This window comes from Paraburkholderia sp. PAMB 6770 (genome assembly GCF_057748135.1).
Map to the genome: position 1 here is coordinate 2,252,794 of NZ_CM173238.1, position 16,438 is coordinate 2,269,231.

General features: G+C 68.6%; 11 protein-coding genes and 1 pseudogene. 6 read left to right on the forward strand and 6 right to left on the reverse strand.

The window, feature by feature from the left end:
- Positions 1 to 44: 44 nt before the first annotated feature.
- From AC3AP7_RS10215 to AC3AP7_RS10225, 3 genes are all read right to left on the reverse strand, one after another.
- Positions 45 to 596: a penicillin-binding protein activator LpoB gene (locus AC3AP7_RS10215; protein ID WP_475763397.1), complete on the reverse strand. Its 552-nt coding sequence runs from the start codon at positions 594 to 596 to the stop codon at positions 45 to 47.
- 142 nt (positions 597 to 738) lie between these two features.
- On the reverse strand, positions 739 to 4,773 hold the full coding sequence (locus AC3AP7_RS10220; protein WP_475763395.1) for a tetratricopeptide repeat protein: 4,035 nt from the start codon (positions 4,771 to 4,773) through the stop codon (positions 739 to 741).
- Positions 4,763 to 7,696, reverse strand: coding sequence for a bifunctional glycoside hydrolase/polysaccharide deacetylase family protein (locus AC3AP7_RS10225; RefSeq protein WP_475763393.1), 2,934 nt, complete (start codon positions 7,694 to 7,696; stop codon positions 4,763 to 4,765). The genes AC3AP7_RS10220 and AC3AP7_RS10225 overlap by 11 nt, the downstream gene beginning before the upstream one ends.
- An 820-nt stretch (positions 7,697 to 8,516) precedes the next feature.
- Between AC3AP7_RS10225 and AC3AP7_RS10230 the strand changes: the two genes are divergently transcribed.
- The 4 genes from AC3AP7_RS10230 (at position 8,517) to AC3AP7_RS10245 (ending at position 12,229) form a co-directional block, all read left to right on the forward strand.
- Complete coding sequence (locus AC3AP7_RS10230) at positions 8,517 to 9,917, forward strand: sensor domain-containing diguanylate cyclase (protein ID WP_475763391.1); 1,401 nt, start codon at positions 8,517 to 8,519, stop codon at positions 9,915 to 9,917.
- A 157-nt stretch (positions 9,918 to 10,074) separates the two neighbouring features.
- The gene (locus AC3AP7_RS10235) at positions 10,075 to 10,236 is read left to right on the forward strand and encodes a DUF1328 domain-containing protein (protein ID WP_475763389.1); all 162 of its coding nucleotides are present in this window, start codon (positions 10,075 to 10,077) and stop codon (positions 10,234 to 10,236) included.
- A 369-nt stretch (positions 10,237 to 10,605) separates the two neighbouring features.
- A complete protein-coding gene (locus tag AC3AP7_RS10240) occupies positions 10,606 to 11,529 on the forward strand; it encodes a LysR family transcriptional regulator (RefSeq protein WP_475763387.1) in 924 nt (307 codons plus the stop codon).
- A gap of 25 nt (positions 11,530 to 11,554) precedes the next feature.
- Complete coding sequence (locus AC3AP7_RS10245; protein WP_475763385.1) at positions 11,555 to 12,229, forward strand: response regulator transcription factor; 675 nt, start codon at positions 11,555 to 11,557, stop codon at positions 12,227 to 12,229.
- Between the two features lie 252 nt (positions 12,230 to 12,481).
- Here the strand turns inward: AC3AP7_RS10245 and AC3AP7_RS10250 are convergent, their stop codons facing one another.
- Genes AC3AP7_RS10250 through AC3AP7_RS10260 form a run of 3 tightly spaced genes read right to left on the reverse strand, consistent with a single transcriptional unit; the run spans position 12,482 to position 15,296 of the window.
- Positions 12,482 to 13,162, reverse strand: a complete 681-nt coding sequence (locus AC3AP7_RS10250; protein WP_475763383.1) for a response regulator transcription factor — start codon at positions 13,160 to 13,162, stop codon at positions 12,482 to 12,484.
- 45 nt (positions 13,163 to 13,207) lie between these two features.
- Positions 13,208 to 14,608, reverse strand: a complete 1,401-nt coding sequence (locus tag AC3AP7_RS10255; RefSeq protein WP_475763381.1) for a sensor histidine kinase — start codon at positions 14,606 to 14,608, stop codon at positions 13,208 to 13,210.
- A 10-nt stretch (positions 14,609 to 14,618) separates the two neighbouring features.
- The gene (locus tag AC3AP7_RS10260; RefSeq protein WP_475767991.1) at positions 14,619 to 15,296 is read right to left on the reverse strand and encodes a response regulator transcription factor; all 678 of its coding nucleotides are present in this window, start codon (positions 15,294 to 15,296) and stop codon (positions 14,619 to 14,621) included.
- Positions 15,297 to 15,669: 373 nt separating this feature from the next.
- Between AC3AP7_RS10260 and AC3AP7_RS10265 the strand changes: the two genes are divergently transcribed.
- Positions 15,670 to 15,975, forward strand: a complete 306-nt coding sequence (locus AC3AP7_RS10265) for a DUF4148 domain-containing protein (RefSeq protein WP_475763379.1) — start codon at positions 15,670 to 15,672, stop codon at positions 15,973 to 15,975.
- Between the two features lie 156 nt (positions 15,976 to 16,131).
- Positions 16,132 to 16,266 (forward strand): annotated as a pseudogene (locus tag AC3AP7_RS10270) (STM2901 family protein); the annotation flags it as partial.
- Positions 16,267 to 16,438 lie beyond the last annotated feature (172 nt).

Consider the following 16,438-nt stretch of genomic DNA (forward strand, 5'->3'; position numbering starts at 1 on the left):
AGAGGGGCGACGGCGCACATGCCGCGCATGCAGCGCATGCCGGCTCAACGGCGCGGCGCGAGCGGCGCGAGCACCTTCGCGATCAGCCCGGTCGCCACGCTCGCGAGGCTCGAACGGCTCCAGCCGCTGCGCGAGCCCGTGGCGCTCCAGACGATCTGCCCCGAACGCACGTCGGTGAGCTCGAAGGTCAGGCCGACCACCGGCTCGCCGTCGACACCCGTCTTGTAGCGCCACTCCTCGACCGAGCCGGACAGGATGTAGCGGATCTGCTGCGACTGCGCCCACGCGAGCTTTTGCTGCGCATCGTTGCGCTGCGCGGTATCGAACAGCGCGTTCGAGCCCGCGTCGTCCGGCGCGATGCGCACGTCGGCGAGACCGTCCGCGCGCAGCACGCTCGCAGCGATCGACGCCGCGCTCTGGCCGGCCGACGGCGTTTCAGTGTAGTTCGCGATCGCGCCGACCGCCACTGCGTCGTGCGCGTGCAGCGCCGGCGCCGCGGTCTCCTTCAGCGTCCCGCAACCCGCCAGCAGCAGCGTTGCCGCTGCGGCCGCCGCGCACCACGACGCGGCCCGCTTCCACCCTTGCGTTCTGTTCATTGCCCCACTCCTTCGTCGATGTCGTCATTCATTCCGGCTGCGCGGCAAGCTGCCGCGCCCGCGTCCGTCAGGATCGCGCCGGGCCGCCCCGGTTGCGTCGCCCGGCGGCCCCGCGAGCGGGGCGCGGCCGGCGCCGGGGTATTCAGTAGAACCAGCTATAGCGTCCGCCGATCACGGTCACCGGCGCCGAGCCGACCTGCGACACGCTCTCGTGCTCCAGATACAACGCCGCGTGATCGCCGCCGAACACGCTGCCGGCCACGCCCACGGTCACCTGCGGCCCCCAGCCCTGGACCGAATCGTGCACGATGCCGACGTCGAGGAACGGCCGCCAGCGATGCGTGTACTGATCGAGCAGATCGGTGCCGAAGCTGAAAAAGAGTCCGTACTGCGCATACGTCGGCGGCATCACGTTCGTCGCCGCGATCGTCCCGAGCGACACCGGATACAGCCGCGCGAGCAGCGGATCGACGCCGCCATTGGCCGAATAGTTGCCGCGCGCGCCGGCAAGGCGCAGCGTGAAGTCCGGATAGTCGACACGAATCTTGTAGTCGATCTCGCCGGTGGACAGCACGCCGCTGCCGAGATAGTCGCGCGCCTGGCTGTAGAAGCGGTCCGCCTCGACGCTGCCCGTCGCGAACAGCTGCGGCGAGATCGTCCAGCGCACCCCGCCGATCAGGTTATCCTTCATGCCGCCCACCAGCAGTTGCTGCGATTCGGTCGCGCTCTGGTTGCGCCCGGCGCTGCCCGAGAGCGTCACGGCCGAATTGCGGCCGAGCTCGCCCGCGATGCTGAACGTGTCGAAGCTGTCGAGCCCCTCGCGCCGTCCGGCGTTCACCTGCAGCGCGGTATCGAGCGTCTGGCGGCGCAGATAGACGCCGAGCGAGCGGTCGACGCCCGGCACGTTCACGAGCTGCGTCCGGTCGGTGCTCCACTGATAGCGCTGCACGCCGGTCACGCCGACCATATAGGCGTCCGCGATCTTCAGGCTGCCCGCGAGCGTCTGCTCGACGTAATCGAGCGGATGCTCGACGTAGCTTTCGGCGTTCGCGTCGAGCGACTCGGGCCACGCCAGCGCCGTATCGACGAGGCGCGTATGCAGGTCGGTGTTCCGCGGCGCGCCGGCAAGGCCTTCGAACGCGAGCTGCTCGGCCTCGCCCGGCCGGTCGAGCGCGAGCGTTGCGTCGATGCGCCCGTCGATCGGCAGCCGCGAGCCCTGGTGATCGACGAGCCGCTGCATCGTCGCGGTGTCGCCCTCGGCCAGCGCGAGCGTCAGTTGCGAGTCCGCCGGACGCGCGAGGCGGCCCGCGTACTGCTGCGCAAGCCAGCGCTTCGCGAGCGGATCGGACTCGTGCGACAGCGCCCACGCGATCGCCACGTCGAGCGCCACCGCCGAGCGCAGCCGCGCGGCCGCCGTGCGGTCCATCGCATGGCTTGCCGGCGCGGGCGGCAAACCGGGCGCGTCGCCGAGCAGCGTGCGGCGCGTCGCGGCCATCGGGTCACGGCCGCCGTCGTCCTTCAGCAAGCGCCCCAGCAAGGCCGCCGACGCGTCGCCATTCTCGAAGATGTCGGCCAGCAGCACGCGCCGGCCGCGCAGTTCGTCGCGCCGCTCGATGTCCTGCCCCGCCCGGTTCCTGAGCAGCGCGCGCGCCGCGCTGCCGCCGGCGGCCGCAGTCTGCACGTCGTGCGCCATCTGCAGCCAGACCTTGCGGCGGATCGACCACGCGAGATCCGCGTCGCCCGCGCTCTCGCAGGCTTCGGCGAGCGTCAGCAGCCACAGCGGATCGCGCGACATCGACGCGCTCTGGCGCTGCAGATACTGCAGCGCCGCGGCCGGCCGGCTCATGCGCATCTCGGCGGCCGCGAACGGCCCCCACAGCGCGCTGTCCTGCAGCGAGCGCGCGCGCCAGGCGGCGAGCACGGTGCGCAGATCGGCGTCGCTGCCGTAGTCGACGAGCGTCCAGATCAGCGCGGCGCGCACGTCGTCGGTCGCGTCGGGCAGATCGACCGCGCGGCGCAGGTCGGCGAGCGCGGCGAGCGGCTGCCCCGTCTCGCGGTAGAACTCCGCGCGCGCGCCGAGAAAGCCCGCCGAGCGCTCGGCCCGCGCGCGCTCCTGCGGCGTGAGGCTCCTGAGCAGCGCGTCGGCGCGGTCCATCGCCTGCGCGAGCGTGTAGTAGTAGATCGCCTCCTGCAGCGCGCGCGTCGTGTGATCGCGCTCGAACTGAAGCTGCGACGTGCGGCCCGCGTCGAGCGGATACGGGTCGTAGAAGTACGTCATCGCGCTCAGGTCCTCGGGCGCCGCGTCGCCGCTCGCGAGCAGATGCCGGTAGGCCGCGTCCGCGACGCTGTCCTGCTGCAGCAGGCGCGCGAGCTGCGCGTCGTTGCGCCAGAACAGCGTGTCGGAATCGGGCGCGCCGGGGCTCGCGGTCTGCAGCATCGCGAGCGCCTGCGCATACTGGCCGTGGCGATACAGGATGCTCGCGCCGTGCAGCGCGTAGGACGTATTCCCGGGCTCCGCCTGCTGCAGCTTGCGCCAGATCGCCAGCGCCTCGTCGTCGTGACCGGCGCGCTCGGCCAGCAGCGCCATGCGCTCGTCGAGCGCGTGGCTGCCGGCGGTGCGCAGGCGCGCGCGCAGGAACGCGAGCGCGTCCTCGGGCCGGCCGAGCCGCTCGTAGGTTTCGGTCGTGGCATCGACGAGCCGCATGTCCCCGGGCGCCGCATCCGATGCATGCACCAGCGCGACCACGTACGACGCGTCGTCATGCAGCATCGGCGCGAGGCGCAGCACGTTGGCCCAGCCGAGCGGATCGTTCGACGCCTGTGCGTACGCGAGCCACGTGTGCAGTGCCAGCAGCGGCGCGCGATTCCACTCGGCCACCTGCGCGAGGCGCTTGAGCCACAGCGCCGAATGCGGATCCTTCGCGACCTGCGCGGCGGCGACCTTCTGCGCGTTGTCGAGGTCGCTCGATTCGAGGAACGACTGGTACAGCAGGCCCGGCAGATCGCCCGACACGGCGACAGGCGGCACGCCCGGCTGCAGGCGCGGCGGTGCCGCGGGCGGCGGCGCCGGGTGCGGCAGGGCTGCCGCGGCCGGCGCCGCTGCCCGTGCCGCCGATGCCGCCGGCACGGGGCCGTCGCCCTGCCCCACGGTGACGGACACGCGGATGAGCCTCGCCTCGCCCCACCGCGCCGCGGTGCGCCGCACGCCGCGCCATCCGTCGCCGACCGGTCCGTCCATGTACAGATAGGCGGCCGCGCGCGCGCCTTGCGGCGCCGGCGCCGCGCGCAGTGCGAGCGGCCCGCTGCCGCCTGCGCGCGCGCTGCCTTGCTGCTGCGTCGACAGCCTGAGCAGCGTCTTCGCATAGCGGTCCACGAGGTCGGGACGCTGCGCGGCGCGCGCGAGATTGAGCAGCACGATCAGCGTGTCGCGATCGTCGGCGAGCGTGCCGATGTGCACATCGGCGGCCTGCAGCGCCTCGTCGAGCAGGTTGCCCGCCTGCAGCGCGCGGACCCCGGCGATGAAGCAGCGGCGCTGCGCGGCGCGCGTCGTCGCGTCGGCCTGCAGGCTGAACCACGCGGCGGCGGCGCGCCGGTAGTCGCCGGCCCACAGTCCGTACTTCGCGACCTCGGCATTCCAGCGCGGGCGGTTCGGCGCGTCCTGCCGCGCCAGACGTCCGTACAGTTGCGCGGCGAGCGCGGGCGCGTCGAGCGCGGCCGCGTAGCCGGCCAGCACGGCGAGGTCCGCATTGCCCCACGCGTCGCCGGCCACTGCTGCCAGCCGCGTGCGCAGCGCGGCCAGTGCGCTCGCGCGGCGCGGGTCGCCGGGCGGGAACGAGAACGCCTGCTGCTCGTCCACGTTCAGACGCAGCAGCGTCGCCGCGCGATGCAGCCGCGCGTCGGGCAGCGCGTCCATGCGCGCCGCGATCCGCTCGGCCTCCGCGCGGCGGCCCAGTTGCGCGTACTGCGCGCCGAGCGTCTCGAGCAGTTCGACGTTATCGGGCTGCACGCGCAGCCACGCCTCCAGATAGGCGACGCCGAGCTCGCTCGGGCCGGTGGTCGCGGCGATCCGTTCGCGCAGCCCCTCGCGCGGCCACGTCGCGTAGAAGGTCAGCAGCACGACGGCTGCGAGCAGCAGCACGAGCCACGGCGGCGCGATGCGCGGACGGCTAGCGGCCACAGTCGATCTCGACCGGTTGGTACGTGACGCGCTGGCCGGCGACGCCGTTCGTCTCGAAGCGCAGCAGCGCGCCGTCCGCGTGCGTGGCGACCGGCTGGCCGGCGACGCGCACGCTGCAGCGCTGCGCGTTCGCGAGTTCGACGAACGGCTGGTAGTAGCCGCCGAATTCGAACGCCAGCCCGTGCGGCTTCACCTGGAAATGACGCACGAAACCGTTGGCCACCGCGATGTACGGCCGCATCGGCGCGGCGCTGCCGGCCGGGTCGAGCGTGAAGCGCGCGGCGCCGTCGGCGATGTGGATGTAGGTGCCGTCCGGCCCCGGCGCGTAGCCGGTCACGCCCGACGCGTGCGCGAGGTCGGGCACCTCGCGGCCTGCCCAGTGCAGCTCGCGCACCATGCCGTTGCCGCGCACCACCCAGCCGTCCGGCGTGCCGGTCTCGCGCGCCACCGCGAAGGTGCGCCAGTCGAGCACCTTGCGGATGTAGTCGGTCACGTGCACCGGCAGCACCGGCTCCTGCAGCACGGTCGTGAAGATGTGGTCGAGCGAGCGCAGCGACGCGACCTTCGTGCCGCTATACATGTGGTAGTAGATGTCGATCGGCTTGAAGCGCAGCGGGCGGTCGGTCATGTCGAAGGTTTCGAGCACGCGGTCGAAGCCGTAGAACGGGCCCTGCCAGTCGTTCGTGTAGACGTTCTCGTCCTGGTTCGGCGCGTACACCTGATACGCGCCCGGTCCCTTGTCGACGCCGATCGGCGCGATCGACGTCCAGCTCGGCGACGAGCGCGTGATCACCGTGTCGCCGCCGTTGAAGTTGTAGACGCCCGCCTCGTACGCCTTGCGCACGACGAGCGCGGGCGGCTCGCAGTCGCCGGACCATTGCAGCACCACGGTCTTCTTGCCCGGCGGCGCGAGACGCGAATTGATGTAGGCGATCGAGCCGGCGATCTCGCGGTCGATGTTGAACTTGTAGCCCGGGATGTTCAGCGAGAACGCGGCATCGCCGCCGCCGCGGTCGACCTTTGCGCCAGTGCTGCCGTCGACGTCCTCCCACTGGAACGGGTGCGAGTACGTATGCGAGCCGATCTCGACCCACGGCAGCGCGAACATCTTGCGCGCGATCGCCTCGAGCCGCGGCGAAATCTTCGGATACAGCCCGGTCGGACCGACCTCGCCTTCGATCACCGACAGCGTCATCGGGATCTTGTAGCGCGTGAAAATCTGCTCGTACAGCGCTTCGCCCGAGTAGTCCGGGCCGGGGAACTCGGCACGCGACGCGAAGCCGTCGCCGTCGACGTGCGTCATCAGCAGGCGGCGGCCGTTTTCGGTGGTCACGCTCGGCGACGGCAGCGCCGGCAGCCGCAGCGCGGCGGTGAGGAACTTCATCGGCTGGATCGCCCAGCGCTCCATCTCCACGCCGTCGAGCGACACGACCGTGTACGGCGCCAGCGCGTAGCCGCCCCACGGCATGACCGCCACCGGATCGACCTCGCTGCCGTTCACGCCGAGGCGCAGCAGCGCATGCCCCTTCGCGCCGACGCGCACGCCGAGCAGATCGCGCGGATCGGCGCGCGGATCGATTTCGAAGCCGACCATCGGATCGCGCGAAATCACGCTCACCGGTCCCGAGAACGGCCCGGGCACCGCCTGCAGATCGAGCCCGGCGGCAAGCGGGCCGCCCGGATCGAAGCCGAACTGGTCGAGGAAGGCGACCGGCACGTGGTCGACGACGCGCGCGGCAATCCAGCGCTCCCAGGCGCGCGTGTTCGGCACGCCGGAGCCCTGCAGCCAGACGACGACGCCTGCGTAACGGTCCGGCGTGATGTCGTTCGGCAGCCCGGACGCGAAGTCCGCGTACTGGACGTCGTAGCCGAGGTAGTTCAGCGGGGTCGCGAGATCGCGCACGCCGATGCTGCCGTCGAGCGGCGTCTTCGGGTCGCGGTCCTGCACGACGAGAATCTTGCGCGGCAGCACCTCGATCGCGCCGATACCGACGACGTCTTCCGCGGGGCTCGTCACGTAAGGCTCGACGCCCAGCGCGAGCACCGTCGCCGCGGTGCGGCGCGCGCACGCGCGGTCGGTGCGCAGGCAGTATTCGAGCGACACCACCGGCACGCCGGTCTGCGCGGTGAACGCGCGCGCCGCGGCCGCGCGGCTGTCGCGCAGCGCCGGCGGCACGTCGAGCGGCAGCGTGCCGGACGCGTTCAGGCCGGATACCAGCGAGTCGCCGACCACCGCATAGAGATCGTGTGCGACCGGCGCGGCTGCCTGCAGCGCATCCGCGCCGCCGACCACCAGCCGCGCGTCCGGGTGCGCGGCGCGAATCGCGCCGATGGCGGCGAGTGCCGCCGGCGAATCGAGCAGGAAGCCGCGATAGCCGCGCTGCCACAGCGGCTCGACCGTCTGCGCGACGAACTGCGCGGGCGTTTCGCCGGACTCGGCCGTGGTGCGCGCCAGCCACCGCGTGTGCGCGAGCGGATGGGCGAGCGGATCGAAGCCGCGCGCGGGATCGAGGATCACCGCGTCGAATGCCTGCAACTCGTCGACTGGCGGGTTTGCGCCGAAGTAGAACGCGAGATTGGGACGCCCGGCGGCGGCCGCGCCGGCGGCGGCCGGGACCGGCTGCACAGCGGCAGGCAGGCTGTCAGGCGCGCCGGTCTGGGTTTGAGCTTGGGTTTGTGCCTGAGCTTGGGTTTGTGCCTGAGCTTGGGTTTGTGCCTGAGCCTGGGTTTGAGCCTGAGCCTGAGCCTGAGCCTGAGCCTGAGCCTGAGCCTGAGCCTGAGCTCGCGCCGGCGTGCCGAGCGCACAGGCGAGCAGCCACAGCACGCCTGCGCACAGCGCGCGCGCCACCGTGCGGCGCTGCGCTTTCCACTGCCCCCACGGCCCGCGCGATGCGGGGCCGGCCCGGTCGGTTCTGTTTCGCATATCGTTCTTCTGGATGCGCTGCGCGCAGGCGCAGTGCGATTCTTGGGTCCCGTTTCACGAAGGCCGGAAATCACCGCGGTTTGCCGCCATTGCGCCGCATTCGGAGGGCGCTGCGATTGACCTCCCCAACGGATTCGCCGTGCGGACAGGCCCTGCGCCGCATCAATGAATCGGCGCGGATTTTAACTTGAATTTTGTGGCTTGCATGCATTCTTTTTTATCCCCACGCCGCTTTTAACTTTAATTCCGTCGATAGCCACGGGCCGGCAAATTGTTAAATCGGCGGGTTTGAAGCGGCGCAAACGTTTTCTGTCGATGCTTAACACCCCCACGTGCGGCATCGCGCCGCACAATGTCCGCCGGCTCAAGGTGTTGCAGCGACACCGCATGTTTTCAGCGCTTCGCATTATGCGCAACGACTCATCGCACGCCGGTACCCGGTTTCGAAACATGCGGCACATTGGCGCCATTGAGTTTTGTCGGCCGGTAATATCTGCGGCACGCCAGCGATTCAATCGCCTGCATTTAATGCTCAATGCGTCAATTACACATGAATACAGTCTGACTCATTATCAAGGTTGAAAAAATGACCGATTAGCCCGCATCGATTCAAATGGCGCGCCACCTGTCACCGCACAATCCGGTCATTTTTACCCAGTCCGCAGCCTTGAACCAGCAAAAAAGTCCTCATCTTGCGACGGACCGGCCGCTCAAAGGCCGCACCAGCCGATAGAATGCGCGATAGGTCCGGCGCACCGGACACGTGACGTCCCTTATCCGGCCTCCACACGCCATTTCTCCGCCTGCGGATACGCGTTGCATGAAAAGCAGCATCATGAGCCTGACGGCGAGCCGCCGTCACCGGATCGCGGCCTACACGGTGGCCGCGTTCATCGCCGCCGTGGCTGTCGGCGTGCTGCCGGTCGCTCGCGCTCCGGCGCCGACGGTGCCCGCCTTCCTGCCGATGTTCGCGGTCGCGGTGTTCGCCACCGAGGGCCTCACCGCCTATCTGTTGTGGACGCAGTTCGTGATCACGCGGCATGCCTTTCTCGCCGTGCTCGCCGGCGCGTATGGATACACGGCGATCGCGGTGATGCTGCAACTGCTGGTCTTCCCCGGCGTGTTCGCGCCGGCGGGTCTGCTCGGCGCCGGCGCGCAGGGCTCGGTCTGGATCTGGGCGTTCTGGCATTGCGGCACGCCGCTGTTCGTCGCGGCCGCGCTCGCGGTGCAGCAGCGCCACCCCGCGCCGCTGAGCGCGCCGCGCACCGCGCGCATCGGCGCGCTGCTGACCGGCACGCCGATCGCGCTCGCGCTGCTGCTCGGCTACCTGGCGATCCGCCATCAGGGGTGGCTGCCGCCGCTGATGGATGCGCAGACCGACCAGCGGCTGCCGCACAGTCCGCGCGGCATCGGCATCGCGCTGGTGTGCGCGGCCGCGCTGCTCTATCTGGTCCTCCGTACCCGCCTGCGCAGCGTGCTCGAACTCTGGCTCGGCGTCGCGCTGCTCGCGGGCCTCGCGGACGTCGTCGTGTCGATCGTCTCGAACGAGCGCTTTAGCGTCGGCTGGTATGTGTCGCGCGTCGAATCGGTGTTCGCGTCGAGCGCGGTGCTCGGCGTGCTGATCTGGGAGATCAGCCATCTGTACCGCGAACTGCATGCGGCCAATGCCCGGCTGAGCGCGGTCGCCGAGCGCGACGGGCTGACCGGCCTCTACAACCGGCGGCACTTCGACGAACACTATCCGGCCGCGCTCGCGCGGGCCTACCACACCCAGCATCCGCTTTCGATCCTGATGGTCGACATCGATCATTTCAAGGCCTTCAACGACACGCTCGGTCATCTGCGCGGCGACGACTGCCTCGTGGCCGTCGCCGTTGCGCTGCAGACGAGCCTGCGGCGCGGCGGCGATTTCGTCGCCCGTTTCGGCGGCGAAGAGTTCGCGGTCGTGCTGCCCGACTGCGATCGCGAGATGGCGCGCAGCATCGGCGAAAACCTGCGCGCCGCGGTCGCGCAGCTCGCCGTGCCGGCGCCCTGCGGCGACAGCGGGCACGTGACCGTATCGGTCGGCGTCGCGACGGTGAACCGCCAGTACCCGGCGAGCGCCGCCGAGCTGCTCGCGCACGCCGACGCCGCGCTCTACTGCGCGAAGGAAAGCGGCCGCGACCGGGTCACGACGTGGCCGACCGGCCCGCGCCGGCGCATGCCGGTGACGCTGCACTGAAGCCGTTCCTCAGACGAGCCGCGCGTACCTCAAGACAACCCGGGCACGCCGTTTGCTGAATGTCGCCCGGCGGCCACGCGTGCCGCGCGTCGGCAAACCGGTGCGGACGCACGCCGGCCATTCCCGACGACATCCGTCCACCGAGGAGGAGGAGTCCATGCTTCGCTACGCAGCCATTTTCTTCGTCATCGCCATCATCGCCGCCGTATTCGGTTTCGGCGGCATCGCCGCGGGCGCGGCGGAAATCGCGAAGGTGCTGTTCTTCATCTTCGTCGTGATCTTCCTCGTCACGCTGCTGATGGGCGTCGTGCGACGCTGAACGGCACGCTCATCCCGGCGCGCGCGACGCGAGGGCGCGCGCCGCTTTATACCGCTCGCCGCACGATTGTCTTTCAGAAACGCGTCTCGCCGCGCACGGGCGCCGGCCTATACTCAAGCACCCGCGGAAACGCGGTCTTTTTCAAGATCTCCTTAGCAAGCGCGGCTCGTCCGCGCTTTTTTTTCGTCTGCCCTACCCCGAACTTTCAACATCCCTTGTCATTCTTACGCAAGGCTGCCATTTTTGCGGATAGCTGATTAATTTCATGAACATCGCGACAAACTAAAAAATAATTAATCGAGGTGGCAGGCGTGTTTTATCTGCAAACGCCCATCATTCACGCATCGTCCATTTTCTGATGTCACCACCATGAACCAGCTACAAGCGATGCGTGTGTTTACGCGTGTGGTCGATCTCGCCAGCTTCAATCTCGCGGCGCGGCAACTGGGCATGTCGGCAGCGGCTGTCACGCGCAGCGTCAGCATGCTCGAAGCACACCTGAATATGCGACTGCTGAACCGCACGACGCGCAGCCTGTCGCTCACCGACGTCGGCAAGGAATATCTGGAAGGCTGCCGCGCGATCATCGAGAAGCTCGATGAAATGGAATCGAACCTCGTGCAGACCACGCGCGACCCGCGCGGCACGCTGCGCATCGCGGCGCCGATGACGTTCGCGGCGTCGGGCCTCGGCACGCTGCTCGCCGCCTATCGGGGCCAGCATCCGCGCGTCGATTTCGACGTGACGACGTACGACACGCATATCGACATCGTCGAAGGCGGCTTCGACGTGTGTTTCTCCGACGACCGGCGCCTTGCCAGCTCGACGCTCGTGAGCCGCACGCTCACCAGCATCGCCGAGGTCACGGTGGCCTCGCCGACCTATCTGACGCGCAGCGGCACACCGCGCGATCCGTCCGCGCTGACCCGCCATGCGCTGCTGACGGTCTCCGACGGCACCTCGCGCATGTGGGAATACACCGATGCGGACGGCGTGCACCGGGTCTGCACCGGCAACGGCCTGACCGCCACCAGCAGCGCGATGGTGCGCATCGCCGCGCTCAACCACATGGGCATTGCGCTGCTGCCGCTGCCGTTCGTCAACGAGGACATCCAGAGCGGCGCGCTCGTGCCGCTGCTCGAAGGCTACGAAGTCAATGGCGGCGCGCGCAGCGTGTCGATCGTCTATTCGGGCCGCAACTATCTTTCGATGAAAGTGCGCAGCTTCATCGATTTCGCCGTCAACCAGTACCGCGCACCGGACAAGACGGTCGCGCTGCGCGCAGTCGCCTGACCCCGCAACCCTGCAGCGACGAATCATGGCGAAAATACTCACAATCGAAGAAAACGAGGCAGTCGCGAACGACATCGTGCGCACCCTGAGCGCGAGCGGCTTCAGTGTCGACGTGGCGCGCACGGGCCGTGAAGGGATGGCGAAGGCGATGGCGGGCGAATACGATGTCGTCACGCTCGAACGCCGGCTCCCCGACCTCGACGGCCTCACGATCCTCACGACGATGCGCGGCGTGGGCCTCGAAACGCCAGTGCTCGTGACGAGCGAGCAGACGGAAGTCGAGCACCGGATCGAGGGGTTGCGCGCGGGCGGCGACGACTATCTGGCCAAGCCGTTCTCGCTCGACGAAATGTTCGCGCGCATCGAAGTGCTGCTGCGACGCCGGCCGATCAGCGTGAAAGCGCAGACGACGCTGCGCAGCGGCGCGCTCGAACTCGACCTGGTGCGCCGCCGCGTCACCTGCGGCGAGCGCGCGCTCGAACTGCAGCCCACCGAATTCCGCGTCCTCGAATTCATGATGCGGCATGCGGGCCAGGTGCTCACGCGCACGATGATCTTCGAAGCCGTCTGGGGCTGCCGTTTCGATCCGGGCACGAACCTGATCGACGTGCACGTCGGACGCCTGCGCAAGAAGGTGCAGGTCCCGGGCACGCGCCCGATGATCCGCACGATCCGCGGCTCCGGCTATCTGTTCGGCTGAGCGCGCGTCGCCTTTCCCGCCCGCGCGCATGCCGCGGGCGGCCGCCCCGGGCCCGCGCAAAGCGGGCCTTTGCGCTTTTCCGGGCGGCATCCGGCATCGTGCGTGCGAGCGCGCGGTTTCCGGTGCGGTGCGGTGCGGTGCGGTGCGGTGCGGTGCGGTGCGGTGCGGTGCGCTGCGCTGCGGTGCGGTGCGGTGCGGTGCGGTGCGCTGCGGTGCGGTGCGGTGCGACAAGGTGTGCCACGCCTTGCGCCGCTACAGCGTGCTCAACTGATAACCGTAGCGGCTGACCGTCTCGATGCGTACCTGCGGCAGGCGCTGCGCGAGCTTGCGGCGCAGCCGCGACACGACCAGATTCACGCTCGCCGGATCGACCTCGTCCTTCTCCGGCCACGCGTAGCGGATCAGCTGGTCGCGCGGCACCGGGGCATTCGGCTGCCGCATCAGACATTCGAGCAGCAGATATTCGCGGCGCGTGACACCCATGCGGCGCGTGCCCGACACCAGTTCGTGCGTGAGCGGATCGAGCGTGGGCACCGGGTCCGCGTCCGCCTCCTGCGCCGCGCGCGACGCGCTCGCGCGCCGCAACGCCTGCAGCCGCTCGTGCATTTCGATGAACGAATACGGATGCCCGAAGCACGCATCCGCGCCCGCCCGCAGCGCCCGCGCGCGATCCTGCGCACCGGCCTGGCCGATCATTACGACGATCGCCGCGCCCTGGCCGGCCCGCACGAAGTGCGGCAGCGCATCGAGCACCGCGGGGTAGGCGTTGATGTCGGAGGCCATCAGGATCAGCGCGTCGAACGGCTCCTGGCCGGCGAGAAAGGCGCCGTCGCGCAGGTCTTCGGCGCGCTCCAGACTGTGGGCGCTCTCCTGCAGCGCCTTGAAGAGCCATGTGGATTCGTGATGGGGGGGTGCGACGAAAAGGATACGCATTCAGTCACCGTCGCGGGACAAGAAAAAGGGCGATCGGGACCCCGCTCACGCGAGCGTCCTCGACCAGCATTCGATGGTCACGCGCGTGCCCGGATCGGCGCTGCCGATGTGCAGCGCGAAGTCGTGCACGCGCATCACGGCGGACACGATCGACAGCCCCAGCCCCGACCCCGCAACGTGGCGCGTGTGCTCGCCGCGATAGAAGCGCTGCAGCACCGCGTCGCGTTCGCGCTCCGGGATGCCGGGCCCGGTGTCCGTGATCTCGACGACCGGGCCGTCGGGCGTACGCAGCAGCGCGATGCGGACCGCGCCGCCGCGCGGCGTGAACTTGACCGCGTTGTCGACGAGGTTGCTGAACGCCTCGAACAGCAGCGCGCGATCGCCGTGGATCGCGGCCACCGCCTCGGTATGCACGTCGAAGCGGACCGCATGCAGTTCGGCGAGCGGTTCGTACAGCTCGCCGACCTCCTCGACCAGCGCGCGCAGATACACCTCGGCGAAGCCGCCGCGCCGCTGCAGCGCGCCGATCTCGGAGATGCGCAACATCGCGCGAAAACGGTCGAGCAGCGCATCGGTGTCGGCGCGCGCGCGCTCGACGCTCGCGCACAGCTGCCGGTCGCCGAGCGCATCGGCGCGCTCCGCGATATGGCCGAGCAGCGTGCGCACGTGCGCGAGCGGCGTGCGCAGATCGTGCGCAATGCCGTCGCAGGCGCCCTTCACCTCGTTCATCAGGCGCTCGACTTCTTCGAGCATGTGGTTGACCAGATGCGCGAGCATGTCGATCTCGTCGCGCCCGCCGACCGGCAGGCGCTGGCCGAGATCGCCGTCGGCGATGCGCGCGGTCACGCGGCGGATCGCCTTCAGGCGGCTCATCTGGCGAATGCTCAGCGCAAGGCCGCCGAGCACGCCCGCGGTCAGGCACAGCATCCCGCCGAAGATCAGCGCCTTGATGATCGTGTCGCGGATGCGCAGGATGTGCGTGAGGTCGCGCCCCAGCACGAGCGTGTCGCCGTCGGCGCGCTGCTGCGCCATCACGCGCACGACGGGCGACGGCACGCCGCCGGCGACCTGCAGCGTGTGATGCAGCGTCACGCCGCTGCGGTCGAGCGGGATGCCGGGCGGCAGCACCGCCACGTCGCCGGCGATCCGCGTGCCGTCCGGCGCGAACAGCCCGTAGTAGTCCTCGTGCATGCGCTCGTGTTCGAGCCGCCGGTTGATCGCGGCGGCCAGCGCATTGCCCGGCATCGAGTCGAAGTAGATGGCCTGCCACTTCATCACGATGTCGGTTTCGCGCTCCATCTGGCCGGTCACGGTCCAGCCGATGAAGCCGAGCAATGCCATCACGGACGACGAAAAGATCACCGCGTAGATCGTGATCAGGCGAAACGTGGTCGAGTGCCAGCGGCGCCCGAGAGAGGTCTGGGCGAAAAAGGAAGCGTCCGTCAAGATCGTGCGCTCAGCCGAGGATGTAGCCCGAGCCCCGGACGGTCTGGATCAGCGGCTTGACGCCCGGCGGATCCACTTTCTTGCGCAGGCGGCCCATGTGGACGTCGATCAGGTTCGTCCCCGGGTCGAAGTGGTAGCCCCAGACGGCCTCGAACAGCATCGTGCGGGTAATCGTCTGGCCGGCGTGGCGCATCATGAATTCGAGCACCTTGTACTCGGTGGGCAGCAGCACGATTTCCTCCCCGTCGCGCGACACCTTGCGCGAAATCAGGTCCAGTTCGAGCGGGCCCACCCGCAGCGCGGTTTCGAGCTGGGCAGCGGGACTCTGGCTGCGGCGCAGCAGCACTTCGAGCCGCGCGGTCATCTCCTCGGGGTCGAACGGCTTGGTCAGATAGTCGTCGCCGCCGGCGCGCAGGCCGCGCACCCGCTCGTCGACGTCGCCGAGCGCGCTCAGCATCAGCACCGGCGTCTGCACGCCGATGCTGCGCATCGTCGTGAGGATCGTCAGGCCGTCGACGCCCGGCAGCATGCGATCGAGCGTGATCACGTCGTACGCGTCGCTGATCGCGCGCGCCATTCCGTCGCGGCCGTTGGCGACCCAGTCGACTGTGAAACCGCGACTTTTCAGTTCGCCTACAATTTCTTGCGCGGTCATTTCATCGTCTTCGATCGTCAGCACTCGCGACATGATCGTCTCACGTGCCGCAGCCTGCCCGGCGGCGTTCAGCGGGCTGTGCGACAGGTTGTCTGCAGGCTTGCATGATGCCATATTCAATTGGCGGCTCCGTTCGGGGGAGGTACGGCTAGCGATTAAATTGAAAGCTTCGACTGCGCAGACTACGCGCGCGCGCCTAAAAACCCCCCCTCCGTTTCATTAAAATATATTTAAGTTTACGACATCTCCGCCCTGGGCGGCCCCGCTCGCCGCGCCGTGCGCCCCGCTGGCGGGCATGAACGAACTTTCATCCTGCCGACGCCATTCCGGTAGGGCCGCTCCCCTAGCCTGTGTCCATCCGGCGCCCATTCCGGGCGCTCCCTTCACCTGTCAAAGGATGGCCAACATGAAATACCCAACCCGCACTGCATGGATGACCCTGCTGCTCGTCGCGAGCGCGAGCGCCATGGCCGCGCCGCACCTGACGCCGCAGCAATGCCACGACTACCCGTTCGTCCCCGCGAAAGGCGAGGTCACGCATGCGCAGTTGATGCAGGAGCTGGGCGAGCTCGAAGCCCAAGGCTACAAGCCGAGCGACGACGAGACCATTTATCCGGCCGACATCGAAGCCGCCGAGAAGAAACTGCACGCGCAATACCGCGAGGATTGCCTGCCGGCGGCGAGTGCAAGCGCGCCGGGCGCCGCGAGCTAGACAAGGGACGATTTGCCCGTTCCGCCGCAGCCTCGGAACGGGAACGTTCCATCTCTCGAAGCCGCACTACGCATCAAATATCAAGAATCGAACCTGCGTTGCCTCTTGAATTATTATTCGTTATGCTTAATAAGCATCGAAAAGACTGGCAAGAATGTGAAAAAATCTTACAGCTACGGAGTGAACAGAGATCTCACTCCATCAGAACTATTTTTCCTGATTGCGGTGGATGAAACGCTAGACGAGCCTGGGATCGGGGACGTTGTCGGCGTCGCGTTGATTCTCGCAGGATGACCGTTTGTAATGGACCACTCATAGTGCCAATTACAGCAATTCATTGCGGAAATACATAGCCCTTCTTTATTTGGGCTGGATGAAAAACTCGATCGCGACACGGACCTGTATCACGACCTCGACTGGGAACCGCGAAAAATCGGGGAAGTCATGCAGAGGTAGGCCGACC